The sequence below is a fragment of the Empedobacter falsenii genome, assembly GCF_013488205.1.
Lineage (GTDB): Bacteria > Bacteroidota > Bacteroidia > Flavobacteriales > Weeksellaceae > Empedobacter > Empedobacter falsenii_C.
On the sequence record NZ_CP040908.1, the window covers coordinates 1,402,114 to 1,420,951 of the forward strand.

Genomic DNA, 18,838 nt, shown 5'->3' on the forward strand with positions numbered 1-18,838 from the left:
TTATCTGGCTTGAAAAATTGTTTGTTTATAAAAATTGAAATTAAAAATTTTGTCAAAAAGATTGAATTTATGATCATTGCTAATACTTTCAATATTAATTGGTTGTTGAGAATCTTTAACAAAAACAATCCATAATTCATTCAGAAATTCTTTTTCCTTTATCATCAAAAGTTTTTGTGTGGCGATAAGCGATTCAATTTCTTCGAGTTGCTCACAAAACACAATTCCGATTGATTTGTTTTCATGTGAAATAATGCTACAATTGTATTTCAAAAAATCTTTGATCAAAATTGAATCATTGTAGATTTCTATAAACCGAATAAGGTCAACTATTTGAATAATTTTACATTCAAGTTGTTCTTCTGATAACGAAGTTTCGTCTATAAGATTATATAATTCTAATACTTTTGCTTGCGACATATTACTAATTTTTCGACGTAAATAAAAAGCAAAAAAATCAGTCCCAAATTCAATTTTATACGAACCAATGTATATTTTATACAAAACCTAAGGATTGCGGGTTTTTGTATAAAAACAGAATCATTTTGTATAAAAAAATATAATGTCTTTTATAAAGAAGTAATTTAGCAATCTAAATATTTTGAGTAATTATTATCTCTAAATAAATCAAAATGGAGGAGAAAATTATAGCTTTTTTATTGAACAAGAAATTGAAATTAGTTAGACAAATCATTTTTTTACTATTTTTCTTCATTTTCTTATATTGCTCTGGATTTTATTTAAGATTCCCCAAAGAAGACCGTATCTATTGGTTTGTTAGCGTGTACACTTTTTTTGTCATCATGTTTTACATCAACACCTATTATTTAGTTCCTAAATTTTTGGAGAGAAAATATTTGACCTATTTTTCGCTTTTAATCTGTCTAGTTATTGTAACCCTAAGTATTGTACTTTTAACGAATCGATATATCTTACATTTAAATACTCCAAAAGGTGAGTTTTTTATGTTACAGCCAATTTATGGAATTTTTACTTCGATTAGTTTTATCATGATTACAACAACAACAAGATTAGCGCAGAATTGGATTATTGACAAAGAAAAAATTATTGAATTAGAAAAACTAACGTATGAAATGGAATTATCTGAATTAAAAAATCAAATTAATCCCCATTTTTTATTTAATAATTTGAATAGCGTAAAAGCACTTATCAGAAAAAATCCCGAAGAAGCTGTGAATACAGTTGTGAAGTTGTCTGAATTTCTGCGTTTTCAGTTGTATGAAAATCGAAACAATAAAAACAATTTGTGTCAAGAGATTTTATTTCTTACCAATTATTTGGAATTAGAGCAAAAAAGACGGGACGATTTTACGATAAAAATCAACAATAACATTGATTATGAGTCACTTAATCAACGTTTAATACCATCAAATTTATTCACTGTTTTTATCGAAAATGCGGTTAAACATAGTGTCGATGTTAATGATAATGCGTCTTATATTAATATCAATTTTAGCATAATAAATCTTATGTTGCATTTTGAATGTAGCAATTCTATCTGTCCAGATTTTAAAATTTCTGGCACAAAAAATAAAGGAATTGGTCTTACGAATATCAAAAGAAGATTAGAACTTTTATATGGCAAGAGCTATGAGTTGAAGCTAAAAAAGAATGAAAAAGAATTTGTTGTTAACTTAAATCTACCTTTATGAAATGTATTATAATTGATGATGAACCTCTTGCACGTGAGGAATTATCGGAGGAACTTACTAGTTTTGAATCCGTTGAAATTATTGGAAGTTTTGGTAATACAATCAAAGCGCTTGATTTTACTAAGAACAATCACGTCGATTTAGTTTTTTTGGATATTGAAATGCCAACCATAAATGGTCTGGAACTCGCAAAACAATTGTCTACGAATACATTATTTATTTTTACGACGGCTTATCCACAGTTTGCGATTGATGGCTACGAGTTAGATGCGATAGATTATTTATTGAAACCTATTTCGCAAGAACGGCTAAAAAAAGCAATTAATAAAGCAGAATTATTGCATCAATTATTATCAGATAATACCATAAAATCAACAATTGAATCTAATTCAGCTCAATTTATGTTTATCAAAGCAGACCGAAGATTTCATAAACTAAACTTTGAGGATATTACACATATCGAAGCTTTGAAAGATTATGTCATCATTTATACGGACAAACAAAAGTTGATAACCGCTATGAATCTGAAAACGATGCATACAAAGCTTCCAAACACAAGCTTTTATAGAGTGAGCAAATCCTATATTGTGAATAAGAATCACATCACTTCTTTTGATTATAACACTTTGTACATCGATGATGTTGCGATTGCAATAGGTTCTACTTATCGTAAATTATTTTTTGATAATTATGGCGAAGGTTATATAAAAATGGAGGATTGAGGCAAAACAACTGACAATACGTTTAATGTTAGGGATTATTAGTCCATCTTATATCCTGGCTTTTTGTAGTTTTTTGGTTTTAATTAAATATTGCCAATTTCTATTTAACCATACATTTTACCATGCCAATGTTACCTGCAGGCGTTTTAGTTATTTTAGGTCATATGAATATCCTATTTCTTTCAGGTCCTTTTCAAGTTGTTTCCAATCTTCAAGTTCCTCTACGATTGTTAAAACCATTTCTTTTGTTAAGGTTTTCCCGTTATATATTTCTGTTACGGTTTTTAATGGGATTCCAGTTTCTATAAAACTTTCTTCAAAATATTCAGTAGCCCAATCAATGTAAGTTTGTGGATTACCATCAAAAATTTCTAAAAATTCATCAGATCCATCTTGAAAATGTTCAAGTTTTCCGATTTTCCATTTATTTTGTTTTGTAGTCCAAATGCAGAATGTTGATCCAATTGATTGTACAGGTTCTCCAAATATAAACTCATTAAATATTTCAGGCATTTCCTGAGTTAATTTTTCTTTTGCAGGAAGTTTTTCTTCGAAATCATAGAGCTCGTGAGCAAACCCATTTATTACACAACCTTCTTGCACAAATAAAATTAGCATTTGGTCTCCTTCACCATTTCTCATTTCGAAAAATTCTTCATTTTCTGACCACTTGTCATTATACGAATAGTAACGATATTCCCATTCTTGCGAAAGAATAGCATCTAAGACAGAGATTGCTTTGCAAATTGACTTTAGTTTTCTTGGATCAGGGAGTGAATTAATATTTTTAGTTGATATCATTTTGTCAAGTATGTTCGATTTACGCTTGCAGCTAACATTGCTTTTTTACGAAACTACTATAGTTTTAGTTTTGTAAAAAACACCTATATCTATCTTCCGTATTATTATTCCAAACATACAACAACTATTTTACAATAAATTACGATTTCTTGTAAAAACAAAAACCTAGCTTAAAAAAACTTAGCGAGGTTTTACAGTTTATTTTTTATCTGAAATGTCTATTTATGTAACAGTTAGCTATGTTTTCAGAAATGTTTTATTCTACTTCATTCAATTTATTTAAAAAAACAGTAAGCTTTTCCTCATCTATAGAAAAATCTTTTTTAATAACATTATTTTCAGTGAGGGCAAAGATTAATTGATTTCTCCCTACAATTTTACTACTTGTAAATTGTTTTTCTTGGAGTATAAAAGTAACTTTATTTGTAAACTTACCGTTTCCTAAAGGTTGGATTTCTCCTTTAATTATTTCAACATTTTTTAAGTTGTAGATGTAGAAATTATTTCCATTCTTTTGATAATTAAATGCTATTTGATTATTTAGGAAAATATTTTCTTTATCAAACTTAACGGCTGTAATGTTTTGTTTTTGAGCTAAAATAATTTGATATGGCAATAAGAATAGAATCAAAAAGATACTAAAGTGTTTCATTAATTTTATATTATTATAGTTAGTTTTTTATCAAGCATTTCTACTAAAAAAACTTTGCAAAGGCAGGAATTCGAAGAACTAAAGTTCATGAATTCAGAACCAAAGCAAAGAGCTTTTGGTGAATTAAATAGAGTAGAAGTTCAATTCTCCCTTCAACCGCCATTCAACTAAACCAGTTGTTGTACAGTTCAACAATAAATCTCCTTAAAATATTTCTATAGAGGTTATTATTTATATTATTTTGTGTTTTTGTATTTAAAATTGGAAATGTGAAATAGCTACCAATGTTGGCTGAGTTATATTATTATTTTTTTATAAAAGGTGAATTTTCAAGACATTCTTCAGTATTACATAATATAAATCTGTCATTTCCTTGAAATTTAATTATACCGTTTGTAACATTTCCAATCGGTATATCAACAATTTCTCCACTACAGTCAGGTTTAGAGTTTGTCCTAAGCCTTGTATCAGTCATTTTATAAATGTTCTCTTCTAATTTTTTAATAATAAATTTATTATTTGTTTCCTCTTCTCCAGATATTGATATTCTATTACCTTTATTATCAATAATCCAAGTTTCAATACAACCATCAAAATCAGCTTCCCAAGTTCCAATTATTGGAGATATACTATTATTCGTAGCACAAGAGTTTAATGATATTAAAGTTATAATTAAGGTGATTTTTTTTATCATAATTTTTTTATAAAGTCATGGAATAATTACAGCCAACACTATTTTCGTAAAATTAAACTCAAATATACAAACAAAATTAGATTGTATACCTTATTGTATAAAATTAACAACCTCCCTAAAATCGCTTTTAAAAAGGTTATTATTTATTCTATTTTGTGTTTTTGTACCTAAAATTGGAGTTGTGAAACAGTTACCGATGTTGTGCGATGGTTATTGATTGGGGTTTTCCTTAATTTCAAAAATATACTCTTTTTTCAATTTAGGTTTGATAGTTGCATTCTTATAAGTTCCTTTGATTTGCAATTCTGTATCCTAATTTCCTTTGGTAAGTTTAAATTGTACAGGACTTTTTGCTTTAATGATATTTTTCTCTCGAAATCTGATATTTTTTCATTTTTATTATACAAATCTATATTATGAAGCATAGTTGCTACAGGACCAGTCTGAACTACATTACCATTTTTTAATTTCACTTCAGGTAATATTTCATTTTCTTGAATTATTTTTTGATCATTTTAGCTAACGTATTTTTGATTTTAACATATTTTGAAGTTTTATTCATTAAAAATATTGTTTTACTAATTATGGGTTGGTATCAAAATATAATAAATAAAACTTAATTATTGGAGGATTTAAAATAAGAAAAAACTATAAAATTTATTTAGAATAAATAAGAATAATGAAATAGCTTTGTTAAAATTTTTTAAAATGAAAAAAGTAACAATAGTACTTTCATTATTATATGCATCTATTTCCTTTGCACAAGAAAAGGATTCAATACAGACCAATACTTTAGGCGAAGTAATTATCAATACATTTATTAAAAAGGATACCGATACTTCAAATAAAATGCCGTTGAAATTCATTGAAAATCCACAAGTTTTTTCGAGTATTGATAAATCAGTTTTAGAACATCAGGTCATTTTTACAGTTGACGATGCTTATCGTAATGTAACAGGTTTACAAAAAATGTGGAATTCTACTGGACGTTCTGGTGATGGAGGAGCTTATGTAACTTTAAGAGGTTTTGTTTCCAATAACTCTTTACGTAACGGTTTGGTAGCACCTGTTTCTACAACTATTGATGCTGTAAATTTGGAAAGATTGGAAGTTTTGAAAGGACCTTCCGCTACGATGTTTGGTAGTAATGTTACTTCGTATGGTGGAGTTGTAAATAGAATTACAAAAAAACCGCATGAGAATTTTGATGGATCTGTGAGTATTGCAGGTGGAAGTTATAATTATTATCGAACTTCTGCAGATGTAAATGCTCCGATTACAAATGATAATAAATTATTATTCAGAATTAATACTGCTTATACAAATTCTGGTACTTTTCAGAAAAAAAATAGTGGAAATGAATATTTTGCTTTTGCGCCTTCATTGCGATACAAACCAAATGATCGATTAGATATTAATGTTGATTTTGAGATGTACGAAAATAATGCAATGGCAGAGCAAATGTTTTTTTACTTAGCTGGTAATCCTTCTTTAGGGATTAATAATATGAATGATGTAGAACGAGTTTTAGGATTAGATTATAAACAATCTTATGTTGGTGATGGTCTTAAAGCAAAATCAAAGGTTAGAAATATATTTGGTCAAGTAAATTATATAATTGATGATCATATAAAATCATCTACAAATATTAGTACTGCTTATTCTCAATCGAATGGATTTAGCCCATATTTTTATGTAGCTCCAGAAAGTACATATACTAAAAACCCATTAGATACAGAATTAGGCGTTATGCGTGCTGATCAATCAACAAGAGACAGTAAAAAAACAACTTTTCAAATTCAACAAAATTTTAATTTCGATTATACATTTGGTAAAATGAGAAATAGAACGGTTATTGGTTTAGATTATATGCAAACGAAAGATAATCAGCTATTTATTTCTGGTGACTTTGATTGGGTTCCGTTTAAAAATGGAAATTATTCTAACATGAATAATCATATGTACGTTGTCAAAATAAATGGGACACCTCTTTCTAAAAATTAAGAGAGGGTTTGGTTTATAAATTTATTATTTTTTCTTGAAAATACAATTGCCTTCTTTTGGCAATCGTTTGCCGTTTAATAATTGCTCTTTGTTCTAAAATTTTATCTGCTCTACCAAAATATACATCTGAAGGTGTAAGGTTGTTCAAAGCCTCATGATACCTGCAATTGTTATAGTTTTCTACAAACTTATTTAAGGCTTCAATCAGCTCATCAGGATGGTAATAATGATCCAGTTTTACTACATTTTTCATCGTTCTGTGGTACCTTTCGATTTTCCCTTGCGTTTGAGGATGCAGAGGCTTTCCTCTAACATGTTTCATTTTTTGAGTATTTTTCAAGTAATCTTTTAACTCACTTGATACATAACAAGGTCCATTATCAGATAATAATTTTGGTTTCTGTTTCGTTTTTAATTTCGCTTTTTCAATAGCTGTTTTTACAGTTCTTTTCACATCTTCAGCTTTCATTGAACTGCATAATTCCCAATGAATAATATATCGGCTGTAATCGTCTAAAATCGTGCTCAAATAATACCATCCCCATCCAATAATTTTAAAATAAGTAAAATCTGTTTGCCACATTTGATGAACAAAATTCGTTTTATCTTTAAATTCATTCGCTGCTGAAATCAGAATGTGATTGGGCGCTGGAATTAAATCTCGTTGCTTCAATATCCGATAAACACTCGATTCCGATATATAAATCCCTAATTCATCGGTCATTTTAAAAGCCAGTTCTCTAGCAGATAATTCAGGATAATCCAAAGCTAATTCTACAATTAAATCTTTCTGAGATTCAGGAATACTATTCCATTTTCGATGCATTGAATAACGTTTAGATTCTAAACCCTCAAATCCATTTTCTAGATAATTTGAATACCATTTGTAAAATGTACTTCGTGCTATTCCAAATTCCTCTAAAGTACGTTTAACTCCAATTTCTGAACGAGTTACAGTCTGAATTATTTCATATTTTTCACTTGCTGATAATCGCATATATTTCTTAAATTTATTGATTAATCCAACGAATCCAAGGTTTTTTTTACGATATCATAACGCACAACTAAATCGGCTACAATCTCTTTTAATTGTAAATTTTCTTTGCGGAGATCAGAAACTTCATCACTTGTTGCTTCACGTGTAATATCACCAGATAATCGCTTTTTACCAGCTTCTAAAAACTCTTTGTTCCACTTATAAAATTGAGATTGTGAAATAGCATATTTGCGACAAAGTTCAGCTACTGAAATCTCAGCACGTAAGGCTTCCATCACAATTAAAATCTTTTGTTCCGCTGTAAATATTCGTCTTGTGTTTTGACGAATATCTTTTACAAATTTTTCAGGAGTTTTCTTTTTTGAATTTGCCATAATTAAAATTAATGCTTTTAAAAACACTATCTTAAATTTTAGGTCTTAGATGTCCACTTTTTGCTGACGATTTACAAAAGTAAGAAAGGAGCAAGGGACTAATAATTCGGAAGAATTAAAATTACAAATAGAGCAACTCGAAAAAGAATTAGAAGAGGCAAGGTTAAAAAAGGAAAGAGCTTTATCTATGGCTCAACAAACCAAGAGAGGACATGTGTATATTATTTCGAATATTGGTTCTTTTGGAGAAAATGTATTTAAAATAGGAATGACAAGAAGGTTAGAACCTTTGGATAGGGTACGAGAACTAGGAGATGCCTCAGTCCCATTTCGATTTGATGTTCATGCCATGATTTATAGTGATGAAGCCAGAACTTTAGAATATGAATTGCATAAAGCTTTTGCAGATAAAGCTGTCAATTTATTTAACTATAGAAGAGAGTTTTTTAATGTAACTCTTCAAGAAATTAAAGAAAAAATAGTAGAGTTAGGCTTTGAGGCTGAATTTATAACAGATGCGGAGGCGATGGAATATAGAGAATCATTACTACTAAAAGAACAATCAACTATAGAACCAATTGAAATGATTGAAGAAGAATTTCCAACGAGTTTAATGTAAGCTCATAATTTTTGACATCTGAATTAAAATAATTACTTTTACTTATTAAACTTTATAAGTTGGTTTATGCGTAATTTATGTTGTAATTATTTTTGTATTTTTAGTGAATATATTTGATGATATCTATAATGCAAGTAATTAACGCAGTTCAAATAATCGATATTTTAGGTACAAATAGCATCCCGATTAAGGTGTTAGCTGAGGATGCAGAAATTTATTTTGCTAAAACTATATTTAAAACTCATCCACCATTAGAAGATATTATTAACGAATTGATTGGTAATTTTATTTATAGTAGTTGGGGAATTCGGGTACCTGAAATCAATGTAATAAAAATTGAAAACGAACTTTTACAGCGTTTTATAACAGATAATAATATAGTTACTAAATATAGTGATTATAATTTAGAAGAATTATTTATTATTGGAGTTAAAGAAGTTGTTAATCAGATAGATGTAGATATACATAACTTGACTATTACGAGTAAAAATGATTTCAATAAATTTTTAAACCCTTATTTATTTTTAGATATAGCTTTTTGTGATATATGGTTAGGGAATAAAGATCGAAGAATTAATAATACTAATTTACTTTTAGTTGAAGATTATGGTAAATTAGATTTTGTTGCGATAGATCATACGCAGCTATTTGCAAATCAAATCAATTACAAAGGGCTTAAAATTACTATCATGGATAGTGATTTGTCTAATATGTTAATAACTACCGATTTCACTAAAAAGATTTGTAAATTTGCAGAGAAAGAAATAATTTCAACGTATCATAATAGAATTCTTGAAAAGATTGGTATAACACTTGATGTTTTACCTAACTTCTTAGATCTCTTACCTTCTGAAATAGGACTAAGTAAAGCAGGGAGAAAGAAAATTATAGAGGTATTAGAAAATCAAGAAAGAAACAATAGAGTCGCTAACAAATTAATCAATTTACTAAGATGAAATCGTATTACAGTTTAATCAGGTATTTTAATAACTCCTTATCGAAGGAGAATATTGTTATTGGGTTAATTGCGATTTCTACAACCAATGTATTTTATAGATTCTCTGAATCTAAAATTAAATTGATTTCTAAATTTTCAGATCATCGTGATGATCTTTTAAATTATAATGTAAAAAAAATAAAAGATTATTTAGATATCAATGTTAAGGATAAATTATTTGTCAAAGAGAACTCTTACAACCTTAAACTATACATTGACCGTCTTTCTATTTATAGTAATGGTTTGATTCAATTTGATAAACCTGTTGAATTGAATATGGATGTAAACGAAGCATTTTTCAATACATTCTATGATAAATACATTGGCGAGTTTAAATCAAATGCAAGAAATAAAAAAGTTGATCAAGTATTTATACAACGTGTAGAAAATAAATTTAGTAAGCCTTTAGAGCATATTATTGATATAGATTATAGAATAGAAAAAAAAATAATTCCATCATTATTCTTTGATTATAAATTAAATGGAATAGGTGTTAACGGTTCTATTTATAGTGTAAAATGTATTGATATCAATTCAAACAGAACACTTGAAAATATTCAGAAAGATGTTTCAGAATTAGAAAGTTTAAGTTATAGACTAAACAGATTTTCTGAAGATAAAGTTATGCATCCAGAAAACAATCGACATTTCTTGGTTATAGATGAGTATAAGGGGTATGACGATAAATATGCAGAATTATATGAAGCTTTAATTAGTCAAGAAAACGATTTATATAAAATTGTCAATTCAGATCAATTAGATAATATTACGACTAAAATTATTAATTCTGGTGCTACTAAATTCTCAGCTTTAATTGAACAAAAACAAATAAGATAGAAAAATCCTTAATCATTAATGATTAATTATGATTATCAATAAAAACACGAATTATATAGCTGAATTCATATCAGGTCAGTCAGAGTGACGTTTGCAAAACATAGTATACTAAGTCATATGAATAACAAATTTGATGCGTTCTGAAACAAGCCCAGAATGACAAAACCCGTTTCCAAAACTGAATTTGATTATCAATAAAAAAACGTAAAACATTAAGCGTACAACATAGCACTTAATAAAAACCGGCATTAAATCTATGACGTTAAGAAAATAATTGATTGTAACGTATAAAAGGTTTTAGCCCGTAGGGTTTTTAAAATCTTTAGTGAAAAGAAATTATTTTTAGTCAAATAGATTTACAGCCAAGCGTTTTTTGTTTCGTTTTTTGCGCTCAAAAAATGAAAGGAAATTTCTCGATGCTTCGAAATAACAAAGAATACCTGTCATTCCGAAGAAGTGACAACGAATGAGGAATCTACTATCATAAGAATAACGATAATGATTTTTTATCATTCAATAATTGGAAATACTAGGTTTCCAATAAATGAGTGGGGTAGACCTCCAAAATGTAATTAATTTTCGAATTATTTAGGTTTTCATTGAACAATGTCTCACCTTTTTTTAACCTCAAAAACAGTTACATTTTTACCTTCCAGATGAATGTATTTTTTAATTTCCTTTACGATAGAATGAATATATTTTCCATTTATTTTAAGATATTTGTAATATGGATGGTAAAACAAGAGCAAATATAAAACCTGGTATGCTGGTTAATATTGTATTGAAAAAGGATCAACGAACTGGCGAATTGACGGAGGGTATCGTGAAAGATTTATTGACTTCTGCGTCTTTTCATCATCATAGTATAAAAGTTCGTTTGATGGATGGACAAATTGGACGTGTACAGGAAATTATTGAAGACGATTTTTAGAACGAGTTTGATGTAAATGTTGCTTAACCTTAGTAACAAAACATTGTATCGAAGACTTAGACCATAACTATACCATTTTAGAATGATAATTCTACTCTTGAGAGTGATTTTGAAGTGTGGAAATGATATTGAGTGTTCAGCTAAAGCAACTTGAAAAAGATGGATTGGTCTCGAGAAAAGTTTACGGGAAGAAATCACCAATTAAAGTAGTTTATAACTTAACCAATTTTGGTAAATCTTTTATTCATGTTTTAGACACAATTACTAATTGCGGAAATGAAATTGTGGAAGAAAGAGGAGAATTTATAGATGTAGTTTAATAAAATCAGTTTTTACTTAAAATAAAACCTCGTTTTAAACTTAATAAGCGAGGTTTTCTGAATATTTTATTTACATTCGAAAGAACTTAATATATACTAATTATCCTCATCTTGAGGTATTGGTTCGTCTTTCATGAAAGCTTCAAAAGCACCCACAGGAGCAAAATCTATATAAAATATCTTATAGTCATTCTTTTTTCTCCAGATTTTAACAGAGTCAGTACCTTTTTTTATCAACCAATCTCTTGTTACTGGTTGTCTTTCTTTTAATCCTAATACATCAACAAGTAACCATTGACCTAACGCCGCTTGACCAAATCTTTTCCCATTTTCATCATATTCTGTATTACTACCAGATTGTAATCCTTTCATATTACTTTGTGTTACTAATGTAGGGATTTTTTTTCCGTTTGGTAATATTAAATGGAAGCGGACTTCTGGTTTATTATTTTTGTTACCCATATATTGTTCTTTATATGATTCAAATTCAAAAATATTATCAATAAAAAAACTTGGATATTTTTTATGAAACTCTCGAGGAATAGGAATGTAAACCTCATTCAATGGACGTAGAGTATCACTTCCTTTATTTTTAGAAGAACCATTCCATGCATTTAAACCAGATTTTTCCTCTACTTCTTTAGATTTATATGAGTATAATGGAAGATAAGCTTCAACAATATCTGGTTCTATTTCTTCTTTAGTTGTACCTATTAAATCTAAGTATGCTTTAAGTAGAAACTCAAATGGATCTTCAATTATTTTAACATCAAATTGGTTTAATAAAAATGTATCTTCTCTTGAAGAATCAAATTTTTGCCATATTTGAGAGTCTCCAAAAGTGAATTTATAATCTTTACATCCATCAGACCATGAAAATGCTGTTGATGTTAAATTAAAGTTTTGTAATCTGTTTATATCAATTAGAGGATAAGCACATTCATTGATAATGAATTTTCCTTCATCACGTGTTATATAATGATAGATATTTTTATCTTCAGATAATCCTAAACGCTCGTAGTCGCTTTTCATTCTTTCGTTCTTTATTTCCGAAATTTTGAGTGCTAGCGATTCTAAGCCTAATTCTCTACTTTGTTTTATTTCATCTTGATAACGTTTGAGTTGCATTACTTTTTGAAAAGAAGGTTTGCTACTCATCCATGTTTTTAAGCCTATACCAATTCTATCATTCCCAAAAACGGATAATACATCGTGAGGTGTATTTCCGATATCTACATTTTGACCATTAAAAATTTTAGCAAATACTGTTTCTTGAAATTTAGAATCAAGATATGGGATTAAATCACCTTGTTTTTGACGAAATAGGTTGGATAAGGCACCATAGACTTGAAGAAATTGAATATAATCATTTCTTTGCTCTTTAGAATATTGCTCCCAAATACTCATACTTATAAAACCTTAATAATTTCTTTACTAATTCTTTCAATTAAAGGAGTAGTGACAGAATTACCTGCCTGCATATATAATTTACTATTTGCAATAGGAGGTAAGATATATTTATCCATTGGATAACCTTGGAAAGCAAAGCACTCTTTTGGAGTCAGTTTTCTAATTCCGAAATCATCTTTTATTAATGGAACATTGTGTCCTCCAGCTCCCATGTTTGCAGTTAATGTAGGACAAACATTACTTTTGTTTTCTCTTACATAAACTCTACGCCATTGGTAAACAGTATCTTTACTTGTCATTGTTTTTACAAGTTCAGGATAATATTGATGAGTTTCAGGATAATAGTATTTATCTTCTTTTTTATCTTTATCTAAAATATCATGAATTGTTTTTGTTAACTTTATTTCTTCAGGAAATTCAAAATTAGAATAATTAGGTACTTGTTTAGGATCAAAAGCAATAACAAAAATTCTTTCACGATTTTGAGGTACATTTGCATGAGTCATTGTATTCAAAACCTTATGAAAAACTTTGTAACCTAATTTTTCTTCTAAAATTTCAAGGATTACTTTAAATGTTTTTCCTTTATCATGAGAAACTAAATTCTTTACATTTTCTAAAAAAACAACTTTGGGTTGATGTTTTTCAATAATTTGTTCTAAGTCAAAAAAGAGTGTTCCTCTTGTATCAGAAAATCCTTTTCTGAGTCCTGCAATTGAAAAAGCTTGACAAGGAAAACCAGCACATAAAATATCAAATTGTTTTGGGATATAATTTTTTACATTTTCCTTTGTTATATCTCCAAACGGTATTTCTCCAAAGTTTTCACGATACGTTTTTTGAGCGTCTTTGTTCCATTCGCTTGTATAGACACATTTACCACCAACATTTTGCATTGCGATTCTGAATCCTCCAATTCCTGCAAAAAGATCAATAAATTTGAACGTGTAATTCTTCGGAGTTGGAAATGGAACATTTTCTACTTCAAATAAAAGTTGTTGTAGAGCTTCTTCTTCTGCTACGGAAGTTTTATTTTCTTTTTTATATTCTACATAATTTTTAAAAATTTTTATTGCTTCTTTTTTGTAATGCTTTGAAACACCGTTTTGTATATTATGAAGATAATGGGTTAATACAGCTTTTTCTTCTTCTAAAGGTTCAACAAGCTTTATCTGATAATTTTTACTATCAAATTCCTCTATGCTTATTTTCTCTTTTATCAACATTCTCTTTTCGCTTACTTATATTAATGACTGCAAGATACAAAAAAATTATGTGCATCTTTTTAATTGTTGTTTACCTAAATAGGTAATAATTTTCAACAAAAATAAAAGTAAGAAAAGACATTGTATGTCGTTTTGTATGAAATAAAATTTTTATAGCATTTTTTCTATATGAAATCGGTCTAACTCATTTAATGTATTTAAGAAAAGATTAAAATTATCTTTGTTTTTGATCTGAATATTATCGTATTCATTCAAAATAATATTCTCTAACTGATCACCTTCACGAATAAGTCGAATAATATTTGGTGTAAAACCGAATTTTGCTAAATTTATTTCGTTTTGATCAGTTGTTCCATAAGTTGACAAGTCATAATCTTTCTGTTTTATAATATTGAAATCAAATAATAATGAAATGAATTTGTTTAGTTTAAAACTTATAAAATCCTCTTCCATTTTTTGTTTTACGACTGCAATATTTACTAATCTTTCTTGATTGTTAATAATTTCAGTAAGATTAATATATACAGGTTTTCCTTTGTCATTTTTATAAAATGTTTTAGATTCTTTATCATAACTATACTCTCCATATGAACTAGTTACATATAAATAACTATCTTCATTTACTTTGCTCTTAACTAAATCTTTATAATAATTAATTGCATTGTTTACCCTTGAACTGAAAGGTTTATGTAAATCATTGTATATATAATTTCTATAATAGTTTCGTGCTATGGCATTGTTAAGTCTTGTAAATTCTAAATCATTTATGTTTTCTACAAAATCTTTTATAAAATAAAGATATATTAATTGGATAATTTTATTGTTTTCCAATGAGCCATTTTTTTCTGATTCATATTTTTGGATTGGTGTTGTAAGTATTCGTTTAGTTTCTTTAATATATTCATCATTTTTAAGTCTTGATTTAAATACCTTAACTAATTGATCAATATTATGAAACATATTAATTATATCATTTTGAAGAAATTTTTGTAAAATATATTCGTCAGTTTCATAATCATTAATTTTTTTGGTCAAAATTTTTTCATGAACTTTTAGAGTTCCAATACGCTCCGTTGCTATTTCTCTATCTTTTTTAGGAACATTTGTTAATTTAAAATTTTCCAATAATGGATTTTCTATTTTATCAGAGGGTGTATAAGTCCTTAATTTTTGAATCTTAGTAATATGTTTACTTTTTGATTCATCTTTTCTAGTTCTATTTTTAAAAACGGCTGTATCTACAAAATAAATTTTAGGACAAAGTTTTTCTAAATCACTTTGTTTATTGAATACAGAATCTAATCTATTTACTCTTCCTATTAGATTAACTAGTTCTTTTTCACTTAAATTATGAGTACTTAGTAAAAACATTCTATCAATAGGCATATTAATGCCTTCTAACACAACGCTGTTTGCAACTAGATATCTAAATTTATTTAAAGTTCTAAAGTTATATTCCAGATATTCTTTAATAAAGTCGGGGATTTTTGCATGTAGATAAATGATTCCTTTTTCAATTGATTTTACAATTTTATAATCACTATGAATTTCATTTCTAATTAATGATGCAATTTTTTGTATTTCTAAATCATTTATTTTCTCAAATTGCTCTTCTAATTTTGATGCAACCAGTTCAACGTTTCTAGGTGATATCTCAAATATAAAATTTTTATTTCCTTCTTCGTTTTTCAATAATGAATAAAAGTTTTCATATTTTATATCTATTTCATGAAAAGTATTTAAGAACCTATTATAAATTGATGTTGTTTTGTTTATTTCAAAATAATCGTAAAGCTCTGGCTCTTTTATATTAAATTTTATTCGATTATCTTTGATTTTAGAGGTATTATCAATGGCTAAGTTCTTAGTATCATTTACAAGTGGTGATAAGTAAAGTAATTTTATATATTTGTTCTTGTTTTTATTTAGTTTAATTAATCGTGCTAAAAGTATACTTCTTATGCTTTCTGGCTTCGTTCCAAAAAAACTATCTTTATTAAAAAGATTATGAGCTTCATCAATGATTAAAATATCATATACAATATCATGTCTATTCATTAGTCTCAGTGCTCTCTCTTGTGTAAATACTGCTATAAACCCTTTATCGTTATTTCTATACATTTCATCATGTGAAATAATATGTTGATTTTTAATAGAATTTTTTAATAATTGATAAGTTTGTTGTAATAATGATTTAGTTGGTACTATAACTGCTATTTTCATAGCTTTTTGAGATAAATTTAATTGCTGCTGTATATAATCAATAATTAATGAACTTTTACCGAAAGAGGTAGGTGCAATAAATGCATTTTCTGTATTATCGGTATTTAAAATATTTGTAATATTCTTATTTTGTTCATATGTCTCAATATACTTCCCTTTTTTATTTGAAAAATTGGTTTTAATATTTGCAATTCCAAAATAATCTATAATGCTAAAATCTTGATTAAATAAAGGATCATTTTCTATTATAAAATTTACAATAGGATAAAAGCCGAAATTTATTGAAAATTCATAGAGTGGTCTGAAATCTAAGTATTGTATACTATATTTTAGAATGATTGCATAAGACAAATCAACAAAGCTTGTTTTTCTATTATCTTTTTTAAATTCTTCAAAAAGTACAATAGCTATAGTTAAAACGTATATTTTTTCTTTTTTATTTAATTCCTTTTTTAAAAGTAGTTTACTAAATACTTTTTCGAAATGTTTACCCCTTTTTAATAAATCTGTATAAAATCTTTTTTCAGTGCTATTCACGCTATTTTTTTAGATATTTTTTAAATAATTCCACACTTTCATTTAAACTTTTCTTACTAAATAAAATCACATTTAATGATTTATATTCATTCTTCAATAATAATAGATAATCAGTATCTATTGTATCCAGATCTTTAACTTCAAGATTTTTCCAATCAGTTAAACAATTATCAAAAAACAATGTTGCAGCAGGAATTACATTGAAATTTTCTTTTTTAAAACTTTCAACTTTTTCATTTTCAAGATCATCTGCATACGAAATTATTTTATTTATAAGAGATTCGTTATCTGATGCTAATTGGACATGAGATAATGCATTATTCCAAACATTTTCATTTTTTCCTGTAGTAGATTTTTCAAGCCCTTTTAAAGCTAATTTTATCTTATCATTAAAAAATTGCTTTTTAGATTCTTTAGTAATTCTATCTCCTGATTTACTTTCAAATACATAATGCTTGTTGTTTTTTGAATAAAGTCCATCAAGCCCTTTCTTGAATGATTCCTCTTCTAAATTTATAAATAAAAACTCCTGTTTGTACCCTTTGGTAGTTAGATAAAGTATCATTAACAATTCAGATACTATTCCTTTTTTAAAATTACCTCCTTTATTTATTAATTTTAGCACTTTTTTCTTTACAGCACTTAAATCTCTTGGCGTTTTTCCATAGCAAATTTTTATAATTTCCTGATCTAAAACATTGAAAAAGTCATCATCTAATTTTTCTAAACTTAAAACATGCAAAGTTTCTGTACCCCAGTTGTTACCATATTTACTAATAATATAATCTGAAATTTTTTTGCTCATTGTCTAAATTCTTATAATAGTTTTTAGAAATTACTAATCTCTAAGATTACTTACTGTCAACCCAATTACAGACCAATTTTCTTTATATTCTTCAAGCAACGATATTGCAACCGAATTATCTAATCCTTCTACGATGTTCATAGGAATGAGATAACAAGTGCCAACTTGCCTGTCAACAGCTACATAAATGTCGCAATCAGTAGATGTTATTCGACGACCTCTATTACGTTCATGTCTATGATCAATTCCCTGACCACCACGATCTCGATCTTTAAAACTTATAGAATTTCCACTAGAAATTCCTTTTACCTGTATACGTAAAATAAAGTTATCATAATCGATTACTGCATCATATCTGCTTGATCTTACATCCACATTGGAACAATTGAACCCTGCTAAGATAGCTCTGCTTAAAAATAAAAATTGAGCACTATCACCTGCGTTAGCAGTCATTATACCTTTATTAATATTAGTACTATTATGCAAAAACCCGCTTGTGAAAATAAAATCAAACTGTTTATCTAAAAACTTTTTAATTCCAGTTCTCAAGTAGTTGAATTTTGAAGGATTAGGAACATTATTTTCAAAAAACACCAATGTATGTTGAGTATATCTTGTTCTTTGTATATCAGTTTTAATACTTTTTAATACTTCAATATCGTAAAATTTTTGAAGATCACTTTTTCTTATTAAGTGAGTATTCGCGATATTAACTATACGTGCTTTAATATAATTTTCAGCTTCAAATTCTTCAAGAAGTGTTTGAACGAATTCATTATCTTGTAATCGTTCAATGAAAAATTGAGATAAGGATGTTTTTAAGTTTTCAAATGAATGAAATTCATCTAAAAGTTGTTGTGTAATTATATAATTGGAACCATTTATGGAATGAATTTCATTTCTAATTAAATTTTGTATTGCAGGTGTCATAAGTATTTTTGTGTTTCTTTGGTTTTATTTATTTTTCAATTGTGGAGTATTTATTTCTGTTAACATATTATTTTACGAAGTAAAAT

18 protein-coding genes and 1 pseudogene are annotated in these 18,838 nt (G+C 27.4%); 8 read left to right on the forward strand and 11 right to left on the reverse strand.

Features of this window, described 5'->3' with window-relative positions:
• Nucleotides 1-504: a hypothetical protein gene (locus tag FH779_RS06590; RefSeq protein ID WP_180906464.1), complete on the reverse strand. Its 504-nt coding sequence runs from the start codon at nucleotides 502-504 to the stop codon at nucleotides 1-3.
• A 461-nt stretch (nucleotides 505-965) separates the two neighbouring features.
• On the opposite strand from FH779_RS06590, the gene FH779_RS06595 reads away from it, so the two are divergent.
• Together FH779_RS06595 and FH779_RS06600 are read left to right on the forward strand one after the other, a co-directional pair.
• Nucleotides 966-1,673, forward strand: coding sequence for a sensor histidine kinase (locus FH779_RS06595; protein ID WP_180906465.1), 708 nt, complete (start codon nucleotides 966-968; stop codon nucleotides 1,671-1,673).
• Nucleotides 1,670-2,395, forward strand: coding sequence for a LytR/AlgR family response regulator transcription factor (locus tag FH779_RS06600; RefSeq protein WP_180906466.1), 726 nt, complete (start codon nucleotides 1,670-1,672; stop codon nucleotides 2,393-2,395). Before FH779_RS06595 ends, FH779_RS06600 begins: the two co-directional genes overlap by 4 nt.
• Nucleotides 2,396-2,545: 150 nt before the next feature.
• Here the strand turns inward: FH779_RS06600 and FH779_RS06605 are convergent, their stop codons facing one another.
• The 4 genes from FH779_RS06605 to FH779_RS17740 all read right to left on the reverse strand — a co-directional run bounded on the left by FH779_RS06605 (nucleotide 2,546) and on the right by FH779_RS17740 (nucleotide 5,015).
• The gene (locus tag FH779_RS06605; RefSeq protein ID WP_180906467.1) at nucleotides 2,546-3,196 is read right to left on the reverse strand and encodes a hypothetical protein; all 651 of its coding nucleotides are present in this window, start codon (nucleotides 3,194-3,196) and stop codon (nucleotides 2,546-2,548) included.
• A gap of 256 nt (nucleotides 3,197-3,452) precedes the next feature.
• Nucleotides 3,453-3,812, reverse strand: a complete 360-nt coding sequence (locus tag FH779_RS06610; protein WP_180906468.1) for a hypothetical protein — start codon at nucleotides 3,810-3,812, stop codon at nucleotides 3,453-3,455.
• Between the two features lie 340 nt (nucleotides 3,813-4,152).
• Entirely contained in the window at nucleotides 4,153-4,542 is a 390-nt protein-coding gene (locus FH779_RS06615; protein ID WP_180906469.1) for a hypothetical protein, read from the reverse strand.
• Between the two features lie 254 nt (nucleotides 4,543-4,796).
• Nucleotides 4,797-5,015, reverse strand: coding sequence for a DUF7709 family protein (locus FH779_RS17740; protein WP_449505734.1), 219 nt, complete (start codon nucleotides 5,013-5,015; stop codon nucleotides 4,797-4,799).
• A 235-nt stretch (nucleotides 5,016-5,250) separates the two neighbouring features.
• Here FH779_RS17740 and FH779_RS06620 point away from each other — a divergent pair, with 235 nt between their 5' ends.
• Nucleotides 5,251-6,546 carry a TonB-dependent siderophore receptor gene (locus FH779_RS06620; RefSeq protein ID WP_244958036.1) on the forward strand — a complete coding sequence of 432 codons (1,296 nt, stop codon included), beginning with the start codon at nucleotides 5,251-5,253 and terminating at the stop codon, nucleotides 6,544-6,546.
• A 13-nt stretch (nucleotides 6,547-6,559) separates the two neighbouring features.
• Here FH779_RS06620 and FH779_RS06625 read toward each other — a convergent pair.
• Nucleotides 6,560-7,917, reverse strand: a pseudogene (locus tag FH779_RS06625) (IS3 family transposase).
• Between the two features lie 187 nt (nucleotides 7,918-8,104).
• On the opposite strand from FH779_RS06625, the gene FH779_RS06630 reads away from it, so the two are divergent.
• The 5 genes from FH779_RS06630 (at nucleotide 8,105) to FH779_RS06650 (ending at nucleotide 11,621) form a co-directional block, all read left to right on the forward strand.
• Nucleotides 8,105-8,536: a GIY-YIG nuclease family protein gene (locus tag FH779_RS06630; RefSeq protein WP_180906470.1), complete on the forward strand. Its 432-nt coding sequence runs from the start codon at nucleotides 8,105-8,107 to the stop codon at nucleotides 8,534-8,536.
• Nucleotides 8,537-8,664: 128 nt separating this feature from the next.
• Nucleotides 8,665-9,492, forward strand: coding sequence for a HipA family kinase (locus FH779_RS06635; protein WP_180906471.1), 828 nt, complete (start codon nucleotides 8,665-8,667; stop codon nucleotides 9,490-9,492).
• A complete protein-coding gene (locus FH779_RS06640) occupies nucleotides 9,489-10,370 on the forward strand; it encodes a hypothetical protein (RefSeq protein ID WP_180906472.1) in 882 nt (293 codons plus the stop codon). Before FH779_RS06635 ends, FH779_RS06640 begins: the two co-directional genes overlap by 4 nt.
• Before the next feature lie 727 nt (nucleotides 10,371-11,097).
• Nucleotides 11,098-11,301 carry a YwbE family protein gene (locus FH779_RS06645; protein ID WP_180906473.1) on the forward strand — a complete coding sequence of 68 codons (204 nt, stop codon included), beginning with the start codon at nucleotides 11,098-11,100 and terminating at the stop codon, nucleotides 11,299-11,301.
• Nucleotides 11,302-11,423: 122 nt separating this feature from the next.
• A complete protein-coding gene (locus FH779_RS06650; RefSeq protein WP_180906474.1) occupies nucleotides 11,424-11,621 on the forward strand; it encodes a winged helix-turn-helix transcriptional regulator in 198 nt (65 codons plus the stop codon).
• A gap of 96 nt (nucleotides 11,622-11,717) precedes the next feature.
• Here the strand turns inward: FH779_RS06650 and FH779_RS06655 are convergent, their stop codons facing one another.
• The 5 genes from FH779_RS06655 to FH779_RS06675 all read right to left on the reverse strand — a co-directional run bounded on the left by FH779_RS06655 (nucleotide 11,718) and on the right by FH779_RS06675 (nucleotide 18,752).
• Nucleotides 11,718-13,028: a phospholipase D-like domain-containing protein gene (locus tag FH779_RS06655; RefSeq protein ID WP_180906475.1), complete on the reverse strand. Its 1,311-nt coding sequence runs from the start codon at nucleotides 13,026-13,028 to the stop codon at nucleotides 11,718-11,720.
• 2 nt (nucleotides 13,029-13,030) lie between these two features.
• On the reverse strand, nucleotides 13,031-14,257 hold the full coding sequence (gene dcm / locus FH779_RS06660) for a DNA cytosine methyltransferase (protein WP_180906476.1): 1,227 nt from the start codon (nucleotides 14,255-14,257) through the stop codon (nucleotides 13,031-13,033).
• A 150-nt stretch (nucleotides 14,258-14,407) separates the two neighbouring features.
• Nucleotides 14,408-17,017, reverse strand: coding sequence for a DEAD/DEAH box helicase (locus tag FH779_RS06665; RefSeq protein ID WP_180906477.1), 2,610 nt, complete (start codon nucleotides 17,015-17,017; stop codon nucleotides 14,408-14,410).
• A gap of 1 nt (nucleotide 17,018) precedes the next feature.
• Nucleotides 17,019-17,822 (reverse strand): hypothetical protein, encoded by an 804-nt coding sequence (locus FH779_RS06670; protein ID WP_180906478.1) that lies wholly within the window; start codon nucleotides 17,820-17,822, stop codon nucleotides 17,019-17,021.
• 33 nt (nucleotides 17,823-17,855) lie between these two features.
• The gene (locus FH779_RS06675; protein ID WP_180906479.1) at nucleotides 17,856-18,752 is read right to left on the reverse strand and encodes a group I intron-associated PD-(D/E)XK endonuclease; all 897 of its coding nucleotides are present in this window, start codon (nucleotides 18,750-18,752) and stop codon (nucleotides 17,856-17,858) included.
• Between the last annotated feature and the right edge of the window lie 86 nt (nucleotides 18,753-18,838).